Origin of the sequence: Pseudomonas sp. PvP001 (assembly GCF_040546375.1) — a bacterium.
Lineage (GTDB): Bacteria > Pseudomonadota > Gammaproteobacteria > Pseudomonadales > Pseudomonadaceae > Aquipseudomonas > Aquipseudomonas coleopterorum.
The window spans coordinates 91528-109375 of record NZ_JBEPNQ010000001.1 but is presented as its reverse complement, the minus strand read 5'-3'; the positions used below and the strand labels follow the sequence as shown (position 1 = coordinate 109375).

Annotated in this window: 14 protein-coding genes and 1 riboswitch; of the genes, 9 read left to right on the top strand and 5 right to left on the bottom strand. The window is 62.6% G+C overall.

What is annotated here, in order from left to right:
• Nucleotides 1-51: 51 nt before the first annotated feature.
• A complete protein-coding gene (locus tag ABMD26_RS00505; protein WP_354306858.1) occupies nucleotides 52-594 on the bottom strand; it encodes a DUF4946 domain-containing protein in 543 nt (180 codons plus the stop codon).
• Between the two features lie 105 nt (nucleotides 595-699).
• On the opposite strand from ABMD26_RS00505, the gene ABMD26_RS00500 reads away from it, so the two are divergent.
• Nucleotides 700-1722, top strand: coding sequence for a GlxA family transcriptional regulator (locus ABMD26_RS00500; protein ID WP_354306856.1), 1023 nt, complete (start codon nucleotides 700-702; stop codon nucleotides 1720-1722).
• A 77-nt stretch (nucleotides 1723-1799) separates the two neighbouring features.
• A complete protein-coding gene (locus ABMD26_RS00495) occupies nucleotides 1800-2924 on the top strand; it encodes a mechanosensitive ion channel family protein (protein WP_049859629.1) in 1125 nt (374 codons plus the stop codon).
• A gap of 30 nt (nucleotides 2925-2954) precedes the next feature.
• On the opposite strand, the gene ABMD26_RS00490 is transcribed toward ABMD26_RS00495, so the two are convergent.
• A complete protein-coding gene (locus ABMD26_RS00490) occupies nucleotides 2955-4778 on the bottom strand; it encodes a monovalent cation:proton antiporter-2 (CPA2) family protein (protein ID WP_354306853.1) in 1824 nt (607 codons plus the stop codon).
• A gap of 89 nt (nucleotides 4779-4867) precedes the next feature.
• A riboswitch (cobalamin riboswitch) is annotated at nucleotides 4868-5089 on the top strand.
• Nucleotides 5090-5218: 129 nt separating this feature from the next.
• Between ABMD26_RS00490 and ABMD26_RS00485 the strand changes: the two genes are divergently transcribed.
• The 5 genes from ABMD26_RS00485 to ABMD26_RS00465 are packed head-to-tail and all read left to right on the top strand — an operon-like array spanning nucleotide 5219 to nucleotide 8323.
• On the top strand, nucleotides 5219-5410 hold the full coding sequence (locus tag ABMD26_RS00485; RefSeq protein ID WP_090358222.1) for a CbtB domain-containing protein: 192 nt from the start codon (nucleotides 5219-5221) through the stop codon (nucleotides 5408-5410).
• 11 nt (nucleotides 5411-5421) lie between these two features.
• A complete protein-coding gene (locus ABMD26_RS00480; protein WP_134722356.1) occupies nucleotides 5422-6099 on the top strand; it encodes a CbtA family protein in 678 nt (225 codons plus the stop codon).
• 5 nt (nucleotides 6100-6104) lie between these two features.
• On the top strand, nucleotides 6105-6530 hold the full coding sequence (locus ABMD26_RS00475) for a cobalamin biosynthesis protein (RefSeq protein ID WP_134722357.1): 426 nt from the start codon (nucleotides 6105-6107) through the stop codon (nucleotides 6528-6530).
• A 34-nt stretch (nucleotides 6531-6564) separates the two neighbouring features.
• A complete protein-coding gene (cobM, locus tag ABMD26_RS00470) occupies nucleotides 6565-7311 on the top strand; it encodes a precorrin-4 C(11)-methyltransferase (RefSeq protein WP_134722358.1) in 747 nt (248 codons plus the stop codon).
• Nucleotides 7312-7336: 25 nt separating this feature from the next.
• A complete protein-coding gene (locus tag ABMD26_RS00465) occupies nucleotides 7337-8323 on the top strand; it encodes a GlxA family transcriptional regulator (protein WP_354306850.1) in 987 nt (328 codons plus the stop codon).
• A gap of 54 nt (nucleotides 8324-8377) precedes the next feature.
• On the opposite strand, the gene nfuA is transcribed toward ABMD26_RS00465, so the two are convergent.
• The gene (gene nfuA, locus ABMD26_RS00460; protein WP_049859622.1) at nucleotides 8378-8962 is read right to left on the bottom strand and encodes a Fe-S biogenesis protein NfuA; all 585 of its coding nucleotides are present in this window, start codon (nucleotides 8960-8962) and stop codon (nucleotides 8378-8380) included.
• A gap of 77 nt (nucleotides 8963-9039) precedes the next feature.
• Nucleotides 9040-10062, bottom strand: coding sequence for an acyltransferase family protein (locus ABMD26_RS00455; RefSeq protein ID WP_056842682.1), 1023 nt, complete (start codon nucleotides 10060-10062; stop codon nucleotides 9040-9042).
• Between the two features lie 273 nt (nucleotides 10063-10335).
• Between ABMD26_RS00455 and metH the strand changes: the two genes are divergently transcribed.
• Nucleotides 10336-14028 carry a methionine synthase gene (gene metH / locus ABMD26_RS00450; RefSeq protein ID WP_354306847.1) on the top strand — a complete coding sequence of 1231 codons (3693 nt, stop codon included), beginning with the start codon at nucleotides 10336-10338 and terminating at the stop codon, nucleotides 14026-14028.
• Nucleotides 14029-14256: 228 nt separating this feature from the next.
• On the opposite strand, the gene ABMD26_RS00445 is transcribed toward metH, so the two are convergent.
• Nucleotides 14257-17103 (bottom strand): RHS repeat-associated core domain-containing protein, encoded by a 2847-nt coding sequence (locus ABMD26_RS00445; RefSeq protein WP_354306845.1) that lies wholly within the window; start codon nucleotides 17101-17103, stop codon nucleotides 14257-14259.
• A 175-nt stretch (nucleotides 17104-17278) separates the two neighbouring features.
• Between ABMD26_RS00445 and ABMD26_RS00440 the strand changes: the two genes are divergently transcribed.
• The gene (locus ABMD26_RS00440) at nucleotides 17279-17710 is read left to right on the top strand and encodes a DUF1810 domain-containing protein (protein WP_310790982.1); all 432 of its coding nucleotides are present in this window, start codon (nucleotides 17279-17281) and stop codon (nucleotides 17708-17710) included.
• Nucleotides 17711-17848 lie beyond the last annotated feature (138 nt).

Sequence of the window (17848 nt, the reverse complement as noted above, 5' to 3'; positions counted from 1 at the left end):
GAGATATGCGACGCTGATGACCTTGTGCGTTACAGGCGTCAGCTCGTGCGCTTATTCGGACTTGGCAAAGCGTAGACCCTGACGAATCCCCATCACTTCGGCTTCCAGCTGCGGATAACCCACTGCCGAGCCGGCATAGCTGAAGCCGTAGGCCATGCCGGGCTGCACCGCCGCAACCAGGGTCTGCGTGATGGCCAGGGTGCCGTTGCGGGTGACCTTGCAGGTGGTCTGCGCTGCGGGCAGGTTGCCCAGCGTCGTCGATTTCACCTTGGTGCACAAACTCTGGTAGCCGGAGCGGGAAAAGTTGATCTGGATTGCCTTGCGCATCTCCAGCAACACCGCTTCCAGGTTCACGGCATGGTCCTGGGCCAGGGCGCCACGGGTCATTTCCACAATCATCAAGGGGTCGCCATTGGCGTCCGTCTTGGTCGCGCGCTGGCGGCTGCCGCTGGGCTGGCCCTGAGCGTCGGACGCATCAGGCAGGATCTGCACGTCCCAGTCGGCCGGCCAGACGATCACGCTGTCGTCGGCCCAGGCCGGTGCGCCGATCACCCAGCACAACAGCAGGCAGTGGGCGTGTCGCAGATAAGGCATCGCAGTTTCCTCCACGGCAAAAGGGCCATCAGTCTCGCAGACCCGCGGGCGCAGCACTACGGTAATATCCGCAGCGATCGATGGCCATTCAGGGAGCAGGTGTCAATGACCCAACGGATCTTCAGCGGCGCCGGGCAAAGCAAGAACCTGCTGTACCTGGCTTCGGCCAACGAGCGCCTGCGCGACGGCACCCAGGCCAGCCTGCGCGTGGGGTTCGTGTTGCTGGAGCATTTCTCCCTGGCGGCCTTCACCGCCAGCCTCGACACCCTGGTCACGGCCAACCTGATCAGCTCGGGCGCCTATGCCATTCGTTCCTACGGGCTGGCGCCCGGGCAGGTCATCAGTGACCTGGGCATCCTGCTGCAGCCGGATGCGCCGTTGATGCCCGGCGCGCATGACGAACTGGACCTGTTGATCATCTGTGGGGGCTTTCGCACCCCGATGCGCGCCTCCGTGTTGCTCAATCGCGTACTTGGCGACTGTGCTCGACGCGGCATCGCCCTGGGCGGTCTGTGGAACGGTGCCTGGTTCCTGGGTCAGGCAGGCCTGCTCGATGGCTATCGCTGCGCGGTGCACCCGGAGAACCGCGCCTCGCTGGCCGAACTCAGCCCGCAGATCACCGTGACTCCGGCCAGCCAGGTCATCGACCGTGACCGCTTCACCGCCGCCAGCCCCAATGGCGGCTTCAGCATGATGATGGCGCTGATCCGTGCCCAGCGCGGCGACACGCTGGCCGACGGCGTCGAGCATATCCTCGCCTTCGAAGGGCTGCGCTTTCGCCGCAGCGGCGCGCAGGCCAATGGCAAGCTCAGCCAACCGCTGCGCAACATCATCGACCTGATGGAGAGCAATCTGGAGGAACCGCTGTCGCTCGACCAGCTGGCGGAGTTCGTCGGCCGCTCGCGGCGCCAGATCGACCGATTGTTTCAGGACCAGCTCGGCACTTCCCCCCATCGCTACTACATGGAACTGCGGGTCACCGAAGCACGACGACTGCTGCAGCATTCACAGCTGTCGATCATGGAGGTGGCGATCGCCTGTGGGTTCGTTTCGGTCAGCCATTTCAGCAAGTGCTACAGCGGCTATTTCGGCCACTCGCCATCGCGTGAAACCCGCTTGGCAGACTGATCGGCTGCGGGTGACGGGGAACCGTAGCGGCATCTGCCGGTCGACTTCAGTTCATGCCACACGCGAGCCTTCGACCCATGGAATACGCCCTTCCCGACTCCTTGCTCGCCCGCGTGCCGCTGCCCTGGCTGAGCACGCTGATTGCCGCGGTGCTGGCGGTATGCGTCGTTCTGCTGATCCGCTGGGTCGGCCTGATCATCCTGCGCCGCGTATCGAAGTCATTCGTCCTGGCCCGGCAGCTCATCCTGCGGGCCGAGCAGCCGACGTTGTGGCTGATGCCGCTGATGAGCCTGCAGGCGGTCTGGACCTCGGCGCCGGATGACCTGCTGATGATCAACACCGTGCGCCACCTCAACGGCATGCTGGTGACCGCCTGCCTGACCTGGCTGGGCCTGCGATGCGTCAAGGCCGTGGCCACTACCATGACCATCAAACATCCGCTGGACATCGAGGACAACCTGGCGGCGCGGCGGATCCAGACCCAGGTGCGGGTGCTGGTGCAGTGCCTGAACGTGCTGGTGCTGATCTTCGGCATTGCCCTGATCCTGATGACCTTCCCGGCCGTGCGGCAGATCGGCACCAGCCTATTGGCGTCCGCAGGCCTCGCAGGCCTGGCCGCCGGCTTTGCCGCCAAGCCGGTGCTGGGCAACCTGATCGCCGGCCTGCAGATCGCCATTTCCCAGCCGATCCGCATCGATGACGTGGTCATCGTCGAGGGCGAATGGGGGCGCATCGAGGAAATTACCGGCACCTACGTCGTGGTGAAGATCTGGGATGAACGGCGCATGGTGGTGCCGCTGCAATACTTCATCGAAAAGCCCTTCCAGAACTGGACTCGCAGCACGTCGAGCATCATCGGCTCGGTGTTTCTCTGGGTGGACTATTCGGTGCCGCTGGAAGCGCTGCGCGCCGAAACCCGGCGCCTGTGCGAGGAAATCCCGCACCTGTGGGACGGTCGCGTCGAGGTGTTGCAGGTCACGGACACCAGCGACAAGGCGATGCAGCTGCGTATTCTGTTGAGCTCGGTGGATTCCTCGCGCAACTGGGACGCGCGCTGCTATGTGCGTGAGCGCCTGATCACCTTCGTCAACAACCGCTACCCCGAATGCCTGCCGCAGCTGCGCGCCGAGATGTCGACGCGCACCCTGCACCCGGCCAACGAAGAAGGCCCGAGCGACGTGGTTCGCCAGCCGCCGGTCTGAGGTTCACCGGCGGCTTCTTAGCACTGGACATCAGCGGCGCGGAGCAGCCTTCGCTGCCGCTTTTTCGTCCTGGCGGTCCGACTCGAACAACCTCGCCAGCTCGGCGCGCGCTTCCTGGGCAGTCTGCATGACCTTGGCCTCATCGTCGTAGATCGCGTGCTGGGCCTGGAGCACCTGTTCATCGTGACGTTTGAAGCGGTTGATCCGCGCATCGGCTTGGGATTGGCTCAGCCCCAGCCCCACCAATGTGCGCCGTGTGATCTCCAGGCTTGAGTAATAGGTTTCGCGAACCGCCTGCGCGCCGTGGTCGACCAGCCGGTGCACATGCTGGCGGTTGCGCGCGCGGGCGATGATCTTCACGTGCGGGTACAGGCGGTGGACCAGTTCGGCGGTCTTGATGTTGATTTCCGGATCGTCGGTTGCGATGACGAAATACTCGGCCTGCTCCACCTTGGCCGCGCGCAGGATCTCGGGCCTCAGCGGGTCGCCGTAGAACACCGGCAGGTGGCCAAAGCTGCGCGAGAACTCGATGGATTCCACCGAGGTGTCCAGGGCCACGAAACTAATCTTCTGTGCTCGCAGGATACGCGCCACGATCTGCCCCATCCGGCCCATGCCGGCGATCACCACGCGGGGCGCGTCGCTGTCGATCTCGCGGTATTCCTCGGGCACTTCCACTGGCGGCGTCTTGGTCCGCAGCAACCGTGCGCACAGCAGCAACAGCAAGGGCGTGAGCGCCATGGACAGGGTGATGGTCAGCAGCAGCGTGTCGTACAGGCGCGCATCGAACAGGCCCTGCTCCCGCCCGATCTTGAACACCACGAAGGCAAATTCGCCACCGGCGGCCAGCACGATGCCCAGGCGCACCGCGCTGAGCCGACCCAGACCACCGGCCAGACGCCCGATCAGCATCAGCAGCGGCAGCTTGATCCCGATCAGCAGGACTGTGAGGCCCAGCACCAATGCCGGGCTTTCGAGCAACAGGCCCAGATTGGCGCCCATGCCGACACTGATGAAGAACAGGCCCAGCAGCAGCCCCTTGAAGGGTTCGATCTGTGATTCCAGTTCGTGCCGGTATTCCGAGTCGGCCAGCAGCAAGCCGGCGAGAAACGCTCCCAGGGCCATGGAAACACCGGCCAGCTCCATCAGCCAGGCGGTACCGATCACCACCAGCAAGGCCGTGGCGGTGGATACCTCCTGCAGACCGGTGCGGGCGACGATACGAAACACCGGCCGCAACAGGTAGCGTCCGCCGATCACCACCACGGCGATGCTGCCCAGTACCCGCAGGCTGTGATCCAGGGTACTGCCCTCGCCGGCATCGCCGCTACCGCCGGCCAGCAATGGCACCATGGCGATCAGCGGGATCGCGGCAATGTCCTGGAACAGCAGAATGGCGAACGCCAGGCGGCCATGGGGACTGTTCAGTTCCTTGCGTTCGGCCAGGCTCTGCAACCCGAAAGCCGTGGATGACAGCGCCAGCCCCAGGCCCAGGACCACGGCGCTGTTCAGCGGTTGCCCGAAGGCCAGCAATGCCACGGCGCCAATGACCACCGCGGTCAGCAACACCTGGGCCAGACCGACGCCGAACACCGCCTTGCGCATGACCCACAGGCGTTTGGGCGACAGTTCCAGGCCAATGATGAACAGCAACAGCACCACGCCCAGTTCGGAGATGTGGCTGACGCTTTGTGGATCGCCCACCCAGCCCAGCACCTGCGGGCCTATGACCACACCGGCGAACAGGTAGCCGAGCACCGCGCCCAGTTGCAGGCGCTTGGCCAGTGGCACGGCGATCACCGCAGCCAGCAGGAACACCACGGCAGCTTGTAGCATGTTGCCTTCTTCGGGCATGGGGAACTCCATTTCGTAGGGAGAAAGCGCGGACCGCGGCCGCATTCTACAGCGCGCAGCGCATTGACGATGCGGCGGCGACATGATTTGCTAGGCGCCATCGTTTGGGTGCCCTTCACAGGGTGAAACGGGAAACCGGTGCGTGCCAGCCTCCAGGAGGGATTGGCACAAGTCCGGTGCTGCCCCCGCAACGGTAAGCGAGAGAAGTGTCAGATCCACTGTGCCCACGGGTATGGGAAGGCGATGCTTTCAAGGCGGGCTTCATGCCGCCCCTCGCAAGCCCGGAGACCGGCCCAGACAATCGTTGATCGACAACCCTGCGGTGGGCGGGCTCTGTTGCGAGCATGGCGCGCCCGCGCCAGGCTTTCTTCGTGCGCGTGCCCGATCGATGGTGCCACATACCGTGGACCACCGCCGTGGGGACCACATGAGGGAACGCCATGTCTACCACCGCCTCCACCCCCGAACACGCCCTGCCGTCCGCCGGCACCCTCGCGCAGCGCATCGCCTTGGCGGTCGGCACCTTCCTGCTGGGCTGCTGCCTGGTGGGCTTCGCCGGCTTCTCGCACATCGAGGCGGTGCACAACGCCGCTCACGATACCCGGCACAGCGCCGCCTTTCCGTGCCATTGAGGAGCGGCGAGATGATCAGGCACATCGCCCGTACCGCTGGTTTCAGCGGCTTGTTGGCCGCCCTGCTGCTGACCTTGCTGCAGAGCCTGTGGGTCTCGCCGCTGATTCTCCAGGGCGAAACCTATGAAACCGCCTCGGCCCAGCACGAGCATGACGAGGTTTCCGCTGCCGGGCACGAACACGCCGAGGCCTGGGAGCCGGAAGACGGCTGGCAGCGCGTGCTGTCGACCGCCGGAGGCAATCTGGTGGTAGCCGTGGGGTTCGCCCTGATGCTGGTGGCGTTGTATACGCTGCGCGCCCCTGGGCGCACTGCTCAGGGGCTGTTGTGGGGACTGGGCGGATTCGCGGTGTTCTGTCTGGCGCCGAACCTGGGGCTGCCGCCGGAACTGCCCGGCACCCAGGCAGCGGACCTGGTGCTGCGCCAGACCTGGTGGATCGGTACCGCGGCCTCCACTGCGGTAGGTCTGGCATTGCTGGTGTTCGGCCGTGGCACGTTGCTCAAAGCCCTGGGACTGGCCATCGTGTTGGTACCGCACCTGATCGGCGCGCCCCAGCCCGAGCATCATTCGAGCCTGGCACCGCAGGCTCTGGAGCAGCAGTTCATCATCGCTTCGCTGGTGACCAACGCCGTGTTCTGGCTGGCCTTGGGGCTGATCAGCGCCTGGTTGTTCCGCCGAGCCGGTCGCTGAAGCCGATGACAGCGCTGTGGGTCGGGTTCGGCTGTCGTGTGGGGTGCAGCGCGCAAGCGTTGCACGACCTGCTGGAGCAAACGCTGCTCGAACACGACCTGCCCTGGGCTGACGTGCGTGGCATCGCCAGCATTGATATGAAGGCGCACGAACCGGGGCTGGTGGCGCTGGCCGAACGTCTCGGCTTGCCGTTCGCCACCTATGGCGCCGCGACCCTGGCGCCTTATCAAGATCGCCTCAGCCATCATTCCGCGCGCTCGTTCGCCGCCACCGGCTGCCTGGGCGTGGCGGAAAGCGCCGCGCTGGCCATGGCCGAGGATGGCGCCCAGCACGCCTCGATGCTGCGCGTCAGCCGACGGCATTCGGCGGTGGCAACCCTGGCCATCGCCTGCACGGAACGTCACCGCGGCTGCACGCAGCGCCCAACTTGAATATCATTCACCCCTCCGCCCGTCAGGAATACCCATGACCGTTTACTTCATCGGCGCCGGGCCGGGTGATCCGGAGCTGATCACCGTCAAGGGTCAGCGTCTGATCCGCCAATGCCCGGTGATCATCTTCGCCGGTTCGCTGGTGCCCGAAGCCGTGCTCGAAGGGCACACTGCGCATCAGGTGCACAACAGCGCCGAGCTGCACCTGCAACAGATCATCGAAATCATCCAGCAGGCCCACGGCCGTGGCCAAGACGTGGCGCGGGTGCACAGTGGCGATCCCGGGCTGTACGGCGCCATCGGCGAGCAGATCCGGTGCCTGCGCGAGCATGGCATCGACTACCAGATCATTCCGGGCGTTACCGCGACCGCGGCCTGTGCGGCGTTGCTGGGGGTGGAACTGACACTGCCCGACGTTTCGCAAACGGTGATCCTGACTCGCTACGGCGACAAGTCACCCATGCCGCCGGGCGAAAGCCTGGCCAGCCTGGCCCAGCATGGCGCCACACTGGCCATTCATCTGGGAGTGAAGAATCTGGGCAGGATCGTCGCAGAACTGTTGCCCAGCTATGGCGCTGGGTGCCCGGTCGCGGTGATCCACAAGGCCAGTTGGCCGGATCAGGATTTCGTGCTGGGCACCCTGGCCGATATCCAGGATAAGGTCGCGACCAAGGACTTTCGTCGCAGCGCGCTCATACTCGTGGGCCATGTGCTGCAAACGGATAGCTTCGCCGACTCCGCGCTGTACCGCGCCGGTCATGCTCACCTGTACCGTTCGTGAATCACCACGCTGCGAGGTCGTTTCCATGAAAGTGATCGCTTGCCTGGTCTACCCCGGCGTGATGAGCCTGGATGTGACCGGCCCGATGCAGGTGTTCGCCTCGGCCAACGTCGAGCTGACGCGCCAGGGGCTGGCGCCCTTCTATGACCTGCAACTGCTGGGCGAAACCCCAGGACCCGTCGCGACCTCGGCCGGGCTCAAACTGCATGCCGATGCCAGCTGGCAGTCAGTGGACTGCTCCACCTTGGATACAGTATTGCTGCCCGGCGGCAGCAGCGATGCCGAGCAATGCGCCAATACCGCCCTGCTCGCCTGGCTGCGCGCGGCGGCGCCTCAGGTACGGCGTTTGGGCTCGGTGTGTTCGGGCGCGCTGATGCTCGCCAGCGCCGGGCTGCTGGACGGTTTGATCGCCACCACCCACTGGGATGATGTCGAGGCGTTGAAGACCTTCGCCAACGTACAGGTTCGGGGCGATCGGCTACACACCTTTGATCCGTCGGACAAGGATGGCCACAGCCACATCTTCACCTCGGCCGGCGTCACGGCCGGCATCGACCTGGCGCTGGCCTTGATCGAGGCCGATCTGGGCCGGCCACTGGCGCTGGCTGTGGCGCGCCGCCTGGTGCTGTTCCTCAAGCGCTCGGGCGGACAGACGCAGTTCAGCCCGCACCTGGCACGCATCAACGGGCCGACGTCGAGGCTGACCGAGCTGCTGGAATGGATCGCGCACAACCTCAGCGCCGACCTGTCCCTGGAAGCGCTGGCGCAGAAGGCCAACATGACGCCACGCACGCTGTATCGCGTGTTCTTCGCCGAATTGAACATCACCCCGGCGCGACACATCGAGCGGGTGCGCCTGGAAGCGGCCAGGGCCATGATTCAGGGTGGGCAGTTGTCAGTACAGAGTGTGGCGCGGTTGTGCGGCTACGGGCATGCAGAGAATCTGCGCCGCAGCTTTCAGAAAGTACTCGGGGTCAGTCCCCAGGGGTATGCACAGCGCTTCGGCCAGTAAGGCCCGGCACCGACGCTGCACGGAGGCAGCGAGTCGGTGCTCGAACCACGCCGATCAGTAGTAGGCGTTTTCTTTCTGGGTGTGGTCGGTCACATCGCGTACGCCCTTGAGCTCGGGGATGCGTTCGAGCAAGGTGCGCTCGATACCGTCCTTCAGGGTCACGTCAGCCTGCCCGCAACCCTGGCAACCGCCGCCGAACTGCAGCACGGCGATGCCGTCCTCGACCACGTCGATCAGGCTGACCTGGCCGCCATGGCTGGCCAGACCGGGATTGATCTCGGTCTGCAGGTAGTAGTTGATGCGCTCGTTGACGGGGCTGTCGGCGTTGACCATCGGCACCTTGGCGTTGGGTGCCTTGATGGTCAGCTGCCCGCCCATGCGGTCGGTGGCGTAGTCGACCACGGCGTCGTCGAGAAAGGCTTCGCTGACCGCGTCGATCCAGGCGGTGAAGCTCTTCAGGCCCAGCGCGGTGTCTTCCGGCTTCTCTTCACCCGGCTTGCAGTAGGCAATGCACGTCTCTGCGTACTGGGTGCCTGGCTGGGTGATGAACACGCGTATGCCGATACCGGGGGTGTTCTGCTTGCTCAGCAGATCGGCCAGGTAATCGTGCGCAGCGTCGGTAATCGTTATAGCGCTCATAGTGGTTCCTCACAGACTTGCCAGGAGTTTACGCGAATCCGGCGACGCTGACAAAGCCTGACTGTTTTGGTCGGGAATCAGTTGATACGCGCCATCGCATTCGAATCCAGACGTGCGTCGGTCCAATGCTTGACCCGGCGATACAGGCGCTTTTCGATCCACACGTAACTGGCCCACGACACCAGGGCGATGGTCGGCACGCAGAACGCAAACACCCAATACGGGTTCAGGTGCCAGCGCACGCTGGCCAGCCAGCCGCCGTAGAGCACCAGCACGTGCACCAGATAAACCGAGTAGGAGCAGTCGCCCAACGCCTTGAGGATGCGGCTGCCACGGAAGTGCGGTTCCATGGCCACGCAGGCCAGCACGATCAAGGCGCTGGGCAGGCCCCAGTGCAGCAGACGGTCGCTGGAATCCAGGTGATAGATCAGCAGCGCCGACACGATGATCACCGCCAGCGGCAACCACAGGCCCTGGGCGATCCAGCCGCGGCGATAGAGCATGCCGATGCCGATGCCGAGCAGGAACTCGTAGATGATGTTGTTCTGATAGAAACGGCTGACCACCCCATAGCGCCCGAGCACTTCGCTGACCGCCACAAGGGCGGCGGCGACGATCAACGGCCGGTAGCGCTGCGGCACGGTGAACACCAGGGAGAACAACAGATAGAAGAACATCTCGTAGTTGAGCGTCCAGCCTACGTTCAGCGTCGGGTAGAGGCCGTAGCCGCCGGGGTTTTCCGAGGGGATGAACAGCAGCGACAGGATGAAGTGCGGCAGGTCGATGGCGGCGTGCGGCAGCCATTGACCCAGACTGACCAGCATCAACCCCATCAGCGCGGTGTACAGCCAATAGGCCGGGACGATGCGAATGATGCGGTTGAGCAGGAAGCGCCCTGCGGGCATCTGCTTGTCCTGGGTCGAGAGGTAGATCACCAGCCCACTGATGACGAAGAAGATGTCGACGCCCACCGCACCCCGGTCAGTGAAGAACTGACCGATGGGGCCTGAGGCGTGGAAGTCGAAAAAGATCTGCATGAAGTGATGACAGACCACGATCCAGGCGGCCAGGGCCCGTAGAGCTTGAAGCGAAATCAGCATGCGTACCGCCTTTTGAAACGAGAATTCGCGCCCCTTTTCGGGGCATTCCGGGGGGTGGGACTGCAAAAATCCGGAAAAGGTCGCGCATTTCGTCGATGCCTGAGCTGATGCGCTGATGTTTCACAATCGGCAGGAAGCACGTGATTCGACTAAATGGCTGACTCTCAACATGAGCGAAATTCATGGACATGCCCTTCGTGATCAAATAGCGCACAGGTTTGCTATTATCCGCACCCTGTCACAGTGTCCGAATTTTCTGAAAGAGTGGTTCCCATGTCCGACCGCAGTGCTCGCCTTCACGCTCTCCAGCAAGCCCTCAAAGAGCGCATCCTGATTCTCGACGGCGGCATGGGTACGATGATCCAGAGCTACAAGCTCGAGGAAGAGGATTACCGCGGTGAGCGCTTCGCCGATTGGCCCAGCGACGTCAAGGGCAACAACGATCTGCTGCTGCTCAGCCGTCCGGACGTGATCGCCGCCATCGAGAAGGCCTATCTGGACGCCGGTGCGGACATTCTGGAAACCAACACCTTCAACGCCACCCAGGTGTCCCAGGCCGACTACGGCATGGAATCGCTGGTGTACGAGTTGAACGTCGAAGGTGCGCGGGTGGCGCGCCAGGTCGCCGATGCCAAGACCCTGGAAACGCCGGACAAGCCACGCTTCGTGGCTGGCGTGCTGGGCCCGACCAGCCGCACCTGCTCGCTATCCCCGGACGTCAACAACCCCGGCTACCGCAACGTCACCTTCGACGAGCTGGTGGAAAACTACACCGAAGCCACCAAGGGCCTGATCGAAGGCGGCGCCGACCTGATCCTGATCGAGACCATCTTCGACACGCTCAACGCCAAGGCAGCGATCTTCGCCGTGCAAGGCGTCTACGAAGAACTGGGCTTCGAGCTGCCGATCATGATCTCCGGGACCATCACCGACGCCTCGGGCCGGACCTTGTCCGGGCAGACCACCGAAGCCTTCTGGAACTCGGTGAGCCATGCCAAGCCCATTTCGGTGGGCCTGAACTGCGCGCTGGGCGCCAGCGAGCTGCGTCCCTACCTGGAAGAGTTGTCGAACAAGGCCGGCACGCATGTGTCCGCCCACCCCAACGCCGGCTTGCCCAATGCCTTCGGTGAATACGACGAACTGCCGTCGGAAACCGCGAAGATCATCGAAGAATTCGCCCAGAGCGGCTTCCTCAATATCGTCGGCGGCTGCTGCGGCACCACGCCCGGGCATATCGAAGCCATCGCCAACGCCGTGGCCGGCTACCCGCCGCGCGCCATTCCGGAGATCCCCAAGGCCTGCCGCCTGTCGGGCCTGGAGCCGTTCACCATCGATCGCCAGTCGTTGTTCGTCAACGTCGGCGAGCGCACCAACATCACCGGTTCGGCGCGCTTCGCCCGATTGATCCGCGAGGAGAACTACACCGAGGCCCTGGAAGTCGCCCTGCAGCAGGTGGAAGCCGGCGCTCAGGTGATCGACATCAACATGGACGAGGGCATGCTCGACTCGCAGAAGGCCATGGTCACCTTCCTCAACCTGATCGCGGGCGAGCCGGACATCTCCCGGGTGCCGATCATGATCGACTCCTCCAAGTGGGAAGTGATCGAAGCCGGGCTCAAGTGCATCCAGGGCAAGGGCATCGTCAACTCGATCAGCATGAAGGAAGGCGTCGACGCGTTCATTCACCACGCCAAGCTGTGCAAGCGCTACGGCGCTGCGGTGGTGGTCATGGCCTTCGACGAGGCCGGCCAGGCCGACACCGAAGCGCGCAAGAAAGAGATCTGCAAGCGTTCCTACGACATCCTGGTGGATCAGGTCGGCTTTCCGCCGGAAGACATCATCTTCGACCCGAACATCTTCGCAGTGGCCACCGGCATCGAGGAGCACAACAACTACGCCGTCGATTTCATCAATGCCTGCGCCTACATCCGCGATGAACTGCCTTATGCGTTGACCAGCGGCGGCGTGTCCAACGTGTCGTTCTCGTTCCGTGGCAACAACCCGGTGCGTGAGGCGATTCACTCCGTGTTCCTGCTGCATGCCATCCGCAACGGTCTGACCATGGGTATCGTCAACGCCGGCCAGTTGGAGATCTATGACCAGATCCCCACCGAGCTGCGCGAGCGTGTCGAGGATGTGGTCCTCAACCGTACGCCCGAAGGCACCGACGCCCTGCTCGCCATCGCCGACAAGTTCAAGGGCGACGGCAGCGTCAAGGAAGCCGAAACCGAGGAATGGCGCGGCTGGCCGGTCAATCAGCGCCTGGAACATGCGCTGGTCAAGGGCATCACCACGCACATCGTCGAGGACACCGAGGAGTCCCGGCAATCGTTCAAACGCCCGATCGAGGTCATCGAAGGCCCGCTGATGTCGGGCATGAACATCGTTGGCGACCTGTTCGGCTCGGGCAAGATGTTCCTGCCCCAGGTGGTCAAGTCGGCGCGGGTGATGAAGCAGGCCGTGGCCCACCTGATTCCGTTCATCGAGCTGGAAAAAGGCGACAAGCCCGAGGCCAAGGGCAAGATCCTGATGGCGACGGTGAAAGGCGATGTGCACGACATCGGCAAGAACATCGTCGGCGTGGTGCTGGGCTGCAACGGCTACGACATCGTCGACCTGGGCGTGATGGTTCCGGCCGACAAGATTCTTCAGGTCGCCCGTGAGCAGAAGTGCGACATCATCGGCCTGTCCGGCCTGATCACCCCTTCGCTGGACGAGATGGTCCACGTTGCCCGGGAAATGCAGCGCCAGGATTTCCACCTGCCCTTGATGATCGGCGGCGCGACCACGTCCAAGGCGCACACTGCCGTCAAGATCGAACCCAAGTACAGCAACGACGCGGTCATCTATGTCACCGACGCTTCACGCGCGGTGGGGGTTGCCACCCAGTTGCTGTCCAAGGAGCTCAAGCCCGCATTCGTCGAGAAGACCCGCCTGGAGTACATCGATGTTCGCGAACGTACCGCCAACCGCAGCGCACGCACCGAGCGTCTGAGCTACGCCCAGGCCGTCGCGGCGAAGGCCAGCTTCGACTGGAGCAGCTACAACCCGGTGCAGCCGACCTTCACCGGCGCCAGGGTGCTGGACGATATCGACCTCAATGTCTTGGCCGAGTACATCGACTGGACGCCGTTCTTCATCGCCTGGGACCTGGCCGGCAAGTACCCGCGCATTCTCACCGACGAGGTGGTGGGCGAAGCGGCCACGGCCCTGTTCGAGGATGCCCAGGCGATGCTGCGCAAGCTGATCGACGAGAAGCTGATCCGTGCCCGGGCGGTGTTCGGCTTCTGGCCGGCCAACCAGGTCGAGGATGACGACATCGAGGTCTACGGCGACGACGGCCAGCCGCTGGCGCGTCTGCATCACCTGCGTCAGCAGATCATCAAGACCGATGGCAAGCCGAACTTCTCCCTGGCCGACTTCGTGGCACCCAAGGACAGCGGCGTGACGGACTACGTGGGCGGCTTCATCACCACGGCAGGCATCGGTGCCGAAGAGGTGGCCAAGGCCTATCAGGACAACGGCGACGACTACAACTCGATCATGGTCAAGGCACTAGCCGACCGGCTGGCCGAGGCCTGCGCCGAGTGGCTGCACCAGCAGGTGCGCAAAAAGCACTGGGGTTATGACCCCGAGGAGACCTTGGACAACGAGGCGCTGATCAAGGAACAGTACAAGGGCATCCGCCCTGCCCCCGGCTACCCGGCCTGCCCGGACCACACCGAGAAAGGTACGCTGTTCGACCTGCTCGATCACAACGGGCAGAGCGGCGTGACGCTCACCGAGCACTACGCGATGTTCCCGGCAGCGGCGGTCAGCGGCTGGTATTTCGCTCACCCTCAGGCGCAATACTTTGCCGTGGGCAAGATCGATCGCGACCAGGTGCAGAGCTACACGGCGCGCAAGCAGCAGGATCTGGCCGTCAGCGAGCGCTGGTTGGCGCCCAATCTGGGTTATGACAACTGAGGCAGACTCAGCTTGCCGTACTGGGTCAGCCTCGGCTGAACCAGTACACCGCTGTCGCCATGACCACCACGATCATGAAGCCTATGGCCCAGGCGTCGACATGGCTGTCGTTTTTGCGGGTTTTCAGGGAGTTGCTCATCGGCATCGTCTCTTGTGATTTTGTTGGACGCTGGTTCCAGTAAAGCCCAAGGTGGATACGCCGACAAGCACACCTGTCGCCTTTTGCCTTCATCGGTGGCCGACAGTCGACCCAAGGTGCCGTGACGCGTGTCCGCCAGACCCCGAATACGTTTTCTTGGGACGATAATTGGCCCAGTTGGCGTTGCCGAATATCGAGTCGTGAGAGACTTTATTGCCATCCTTGTAGAAGAAAAGGTTCGCACGAACTTCGGGCAGGTTTCTATGCCGATACAGCCAGCGCAGTTCGCTGGAGGTAATACTTGCGCCATGCCCTTGTTTTGAGACCACCGCACCGATGTCATCGCCAATGACATCGGCTACGAAATGCAGGGGTTGCTGCCTGACCAATAGTTGGAATTCGAGCCCTGCCTTACTCGTTTTTTTCCACAATGGAACACCCAGCTTCATGGCATTGAAGGGCTGGCTTTGCAGGAGTCGAGCATCCTCCTGATCTTTCACGTTGTACTTGGGATGCACCGCCAGGAACGACTTGAACTGGATAGCTCGACCGGCGTCGTTCAATTGTTTGCCGATGGTCCGGTCGTCCGCGTATTTCAAAGGGTCGGTGGCGTCCCAGACGGCGTTGGTAATGTCGTTCTGGATAAGAATGTTGCTCTTGATGCTGGGCTTGCGAAGTGATTGTCGCAGGACTGCCAGCAGGTTTTTGGTGGGGGGCTTGATGGGTTCCTTTTGCTTGAATCCTGCGGCTATCAACGTTGAAACCGCTTTTTTGCGGGGCGCATCCAGCCCATATACTATATCTCCCGGCTTGAATGTATCGGCGAGCGTGATGCCGCCGGCGACCTCATTGGCTTCGGTGGCAACACGTCCGTCATTATCCCTGAGCGTCACCGGGTTGTTTTTCACCATACGATACAGATTCAACCCATCCACGGTCCCTACCGGGTCCGCGCTCAACCATCGACCTGCCCATGGCTGATAGTATCGATGGCCATAGTAGTAAAGCCCCGTCGCATCGCGCTCCTTGCCCGAATACCTGACCGACTTGTATCTGGCCTCGGTTTGGCTACGTGCTGTCCATAGCGCGGTTCCGCCATACGGATAATATTCTTCGTCGCCAATCACCATGCCGCCGCCGTCGACTTCCAGTCCACTGCTGCCGATAAGATTGTCGTAGGTATAACGCAATACATGATTGCTCAACCCTTCCGGTAGGCCTGATGCCCAGTACAAGCCTCGCACGCTTGTTCGACCAGCCACTTCCATCGTAATGACCTGCAGATGCTCAGTGACCTGCTCGTCAATTGCCGAGCTGCGCTGTTCCAGGCCTGGCAGGTACACCACTTGCCGTCTATGAGTCCCGTCGGTGTGACTGATCAGACTGGTCTTAGTGACACGTTGGCGGTCGTGGCCATACAGGTAGCTTTCGTGGTCGCGACTGTCCTGTTTGGTGGTCGCAGGCGTCACTCGGGCCAGCTCGCCCGACGGTGTCCATGTCAACGCTTGAGCGGGCCGGAGCTGAAGCTGCTGTCCGCCTGTGCCGAACAGGGCCTCAACGTCTGAGGGGTCTGCGGCCAATGTGCTTACTGCTCCTCGATTGCTGGTGTCACTGATCGTAATCGCAGTGGTGTGATTGTTATCGTTTGCCGGAGAGCTGTGACGGATTTGCGTCATATTGCCAGCTGTATCGTAGCTGTAGCTTCGACTGTAGAGGGTGTAAGTGGAGGTGTCGGGTAAAGCCATGGCCGTGGGCATTCGCCCACGGGCGGCTGGTTGCCTGCCAGTGGCCATTTCGCGCCCGGACGCATTCACCAACTGGTACAAACTGTCATAGGTGTAGGTGTTCAGCGGTTGCACTTTCTGGTTACGCCAATAGCGCGTTTCTTGTGCCTCGTTGCTGACACTGACAACGTTACCCACCCGGTCGTATGTATAGCGCAGATCCTGCAATGTTCGTGCGCCGGCGGCATGGCCTGCAGGGCGCACGGTTCTGATCCGGCTCAGACGCTCTGTGTCTTGCTCGTAGTCGTAGTGAACGACTACGCCGTTGCCGTGCCTCTCGCGCTGCTTCTGCCCCGTCGCGCCGTACTCCACTTCTTCGAGGATGACCTGAGGCGCAAGATCCTGCCATACCAGAGAGCTGCGGGTCACAAGCCCGGCAACGTCGTATTCGACGCATTGCACGTTGCCGCAAGCATCGGTCGTTGCGAGCGTGCCGCCGGTTGGATCTATCGCTCGTTTGGTGGTGTAACCAACATCAGTAAGCAGTTGGCTCCATGCCTGGACGCTGTTGCCGAACCAATTGGAGACTGTGTTCGGATCATCGCCCTCCTTCACCAGCCACCTTGTGACAGAGCTCGCAGGCCCGGCCAAAGAGAACGCGTCAGTACACTCCAACCCGGCGCCGTCGTAGCGCATGAAGACTTTGCCGGCCAGGTTCATCGCCTTTTCGGCGTCAGCATTGCCTGCATAGACAAAACGCTCGCTGACCTGGGGTAGAGCCGCTCCAACTTGCTGCGTCACGCTCACCGGACGACCAGGCAAGGCGCAATCCTCATACTGCCAAGTGCTGTTGACGGCTTGGCTCAGATCCAATCGGCCTGTCTCCGTTTGCTGGATGTGAGAAATTGCAACGGCGGGCCGCCCGGCAGCGTCCTCCAGGGACAGGACAATCCCGGTATCGGCGCTGTGAACGCGCAATGCCTTGCCGCCAAGGCTGCGCACGTAGGTGAAATTGGTCAGCCCTACCCCGTGAAGGCGCGGGTCTGCTTCAAGTACCGTGAAACCTCCATAATTATGATCATATCGAGTGATGCGACTGTCTGTGAGACCAGGCGCACCAGGGTGACGGTGGTAGGCAATGTCGCGCAGCGTCAGCCCTCGACTGTCGACCGCCACGACTGAAGGCGTGTGGCTATGAACTGATGAACTCAAACTTATTCTCCCGTACGCTTATGAATGGCCGGTAAGGCCCGGAGAAATTTATACGGCGACACGGTGAATCAGAGGGAGCAGGGTCATTTGTAGGGAGCTCTTGTACGCAGCAGAATGAACTCTGCAGTACTTGAGTGGCCCCAACTGCACTCAAGTACTGCGGGATCCAACGGCCATGAACGACACTTTCGATCTCAACCGCTTCATCGACGCCCAGCGCGCCGTGTACCCCGATGTCCTCGAAGAACTGCGCAGTGGTCGCAAACGCAGCCATTGGATGTGGTTCATCTTTCCCCAATTGGCTGGCCTCGGTCATAGCGAGACGGCGCGCTTCTATGCGATCAGCGGTGCGGCCGAGGCGACGGCTTATCTGAACAATCCATTATTGGGTGCGCGCCTGCTGGAATGCACACGCACGGTGCTGGAGCATTCCGGTCAGAGCGCCAGGGCGATGTTCGGCACCCCCGATGACATGAAGTTGCGCTCGTGCATGACCTTGTTTGCCAGCGTGGCGCCGGAGCAGGTGTGCTTCCAGCAAGTGTTGGATCGGTTTTTCGACGGCGAGAGCGATGCGAAAACCATCGCGTTGCTGGAACAACCCCTGTAGCAGCGGCGCGAGCCGCGTCATGGGTCATGCGATGTGGCTGATGCAATGCGGTGGGGCCGGACGCGGCTTGCGCCGCTGCTACAGGGATTTGTGCAAGCCCCGTCACCGGCCACGCGGTGTGCCTGATGTAATGCGGTG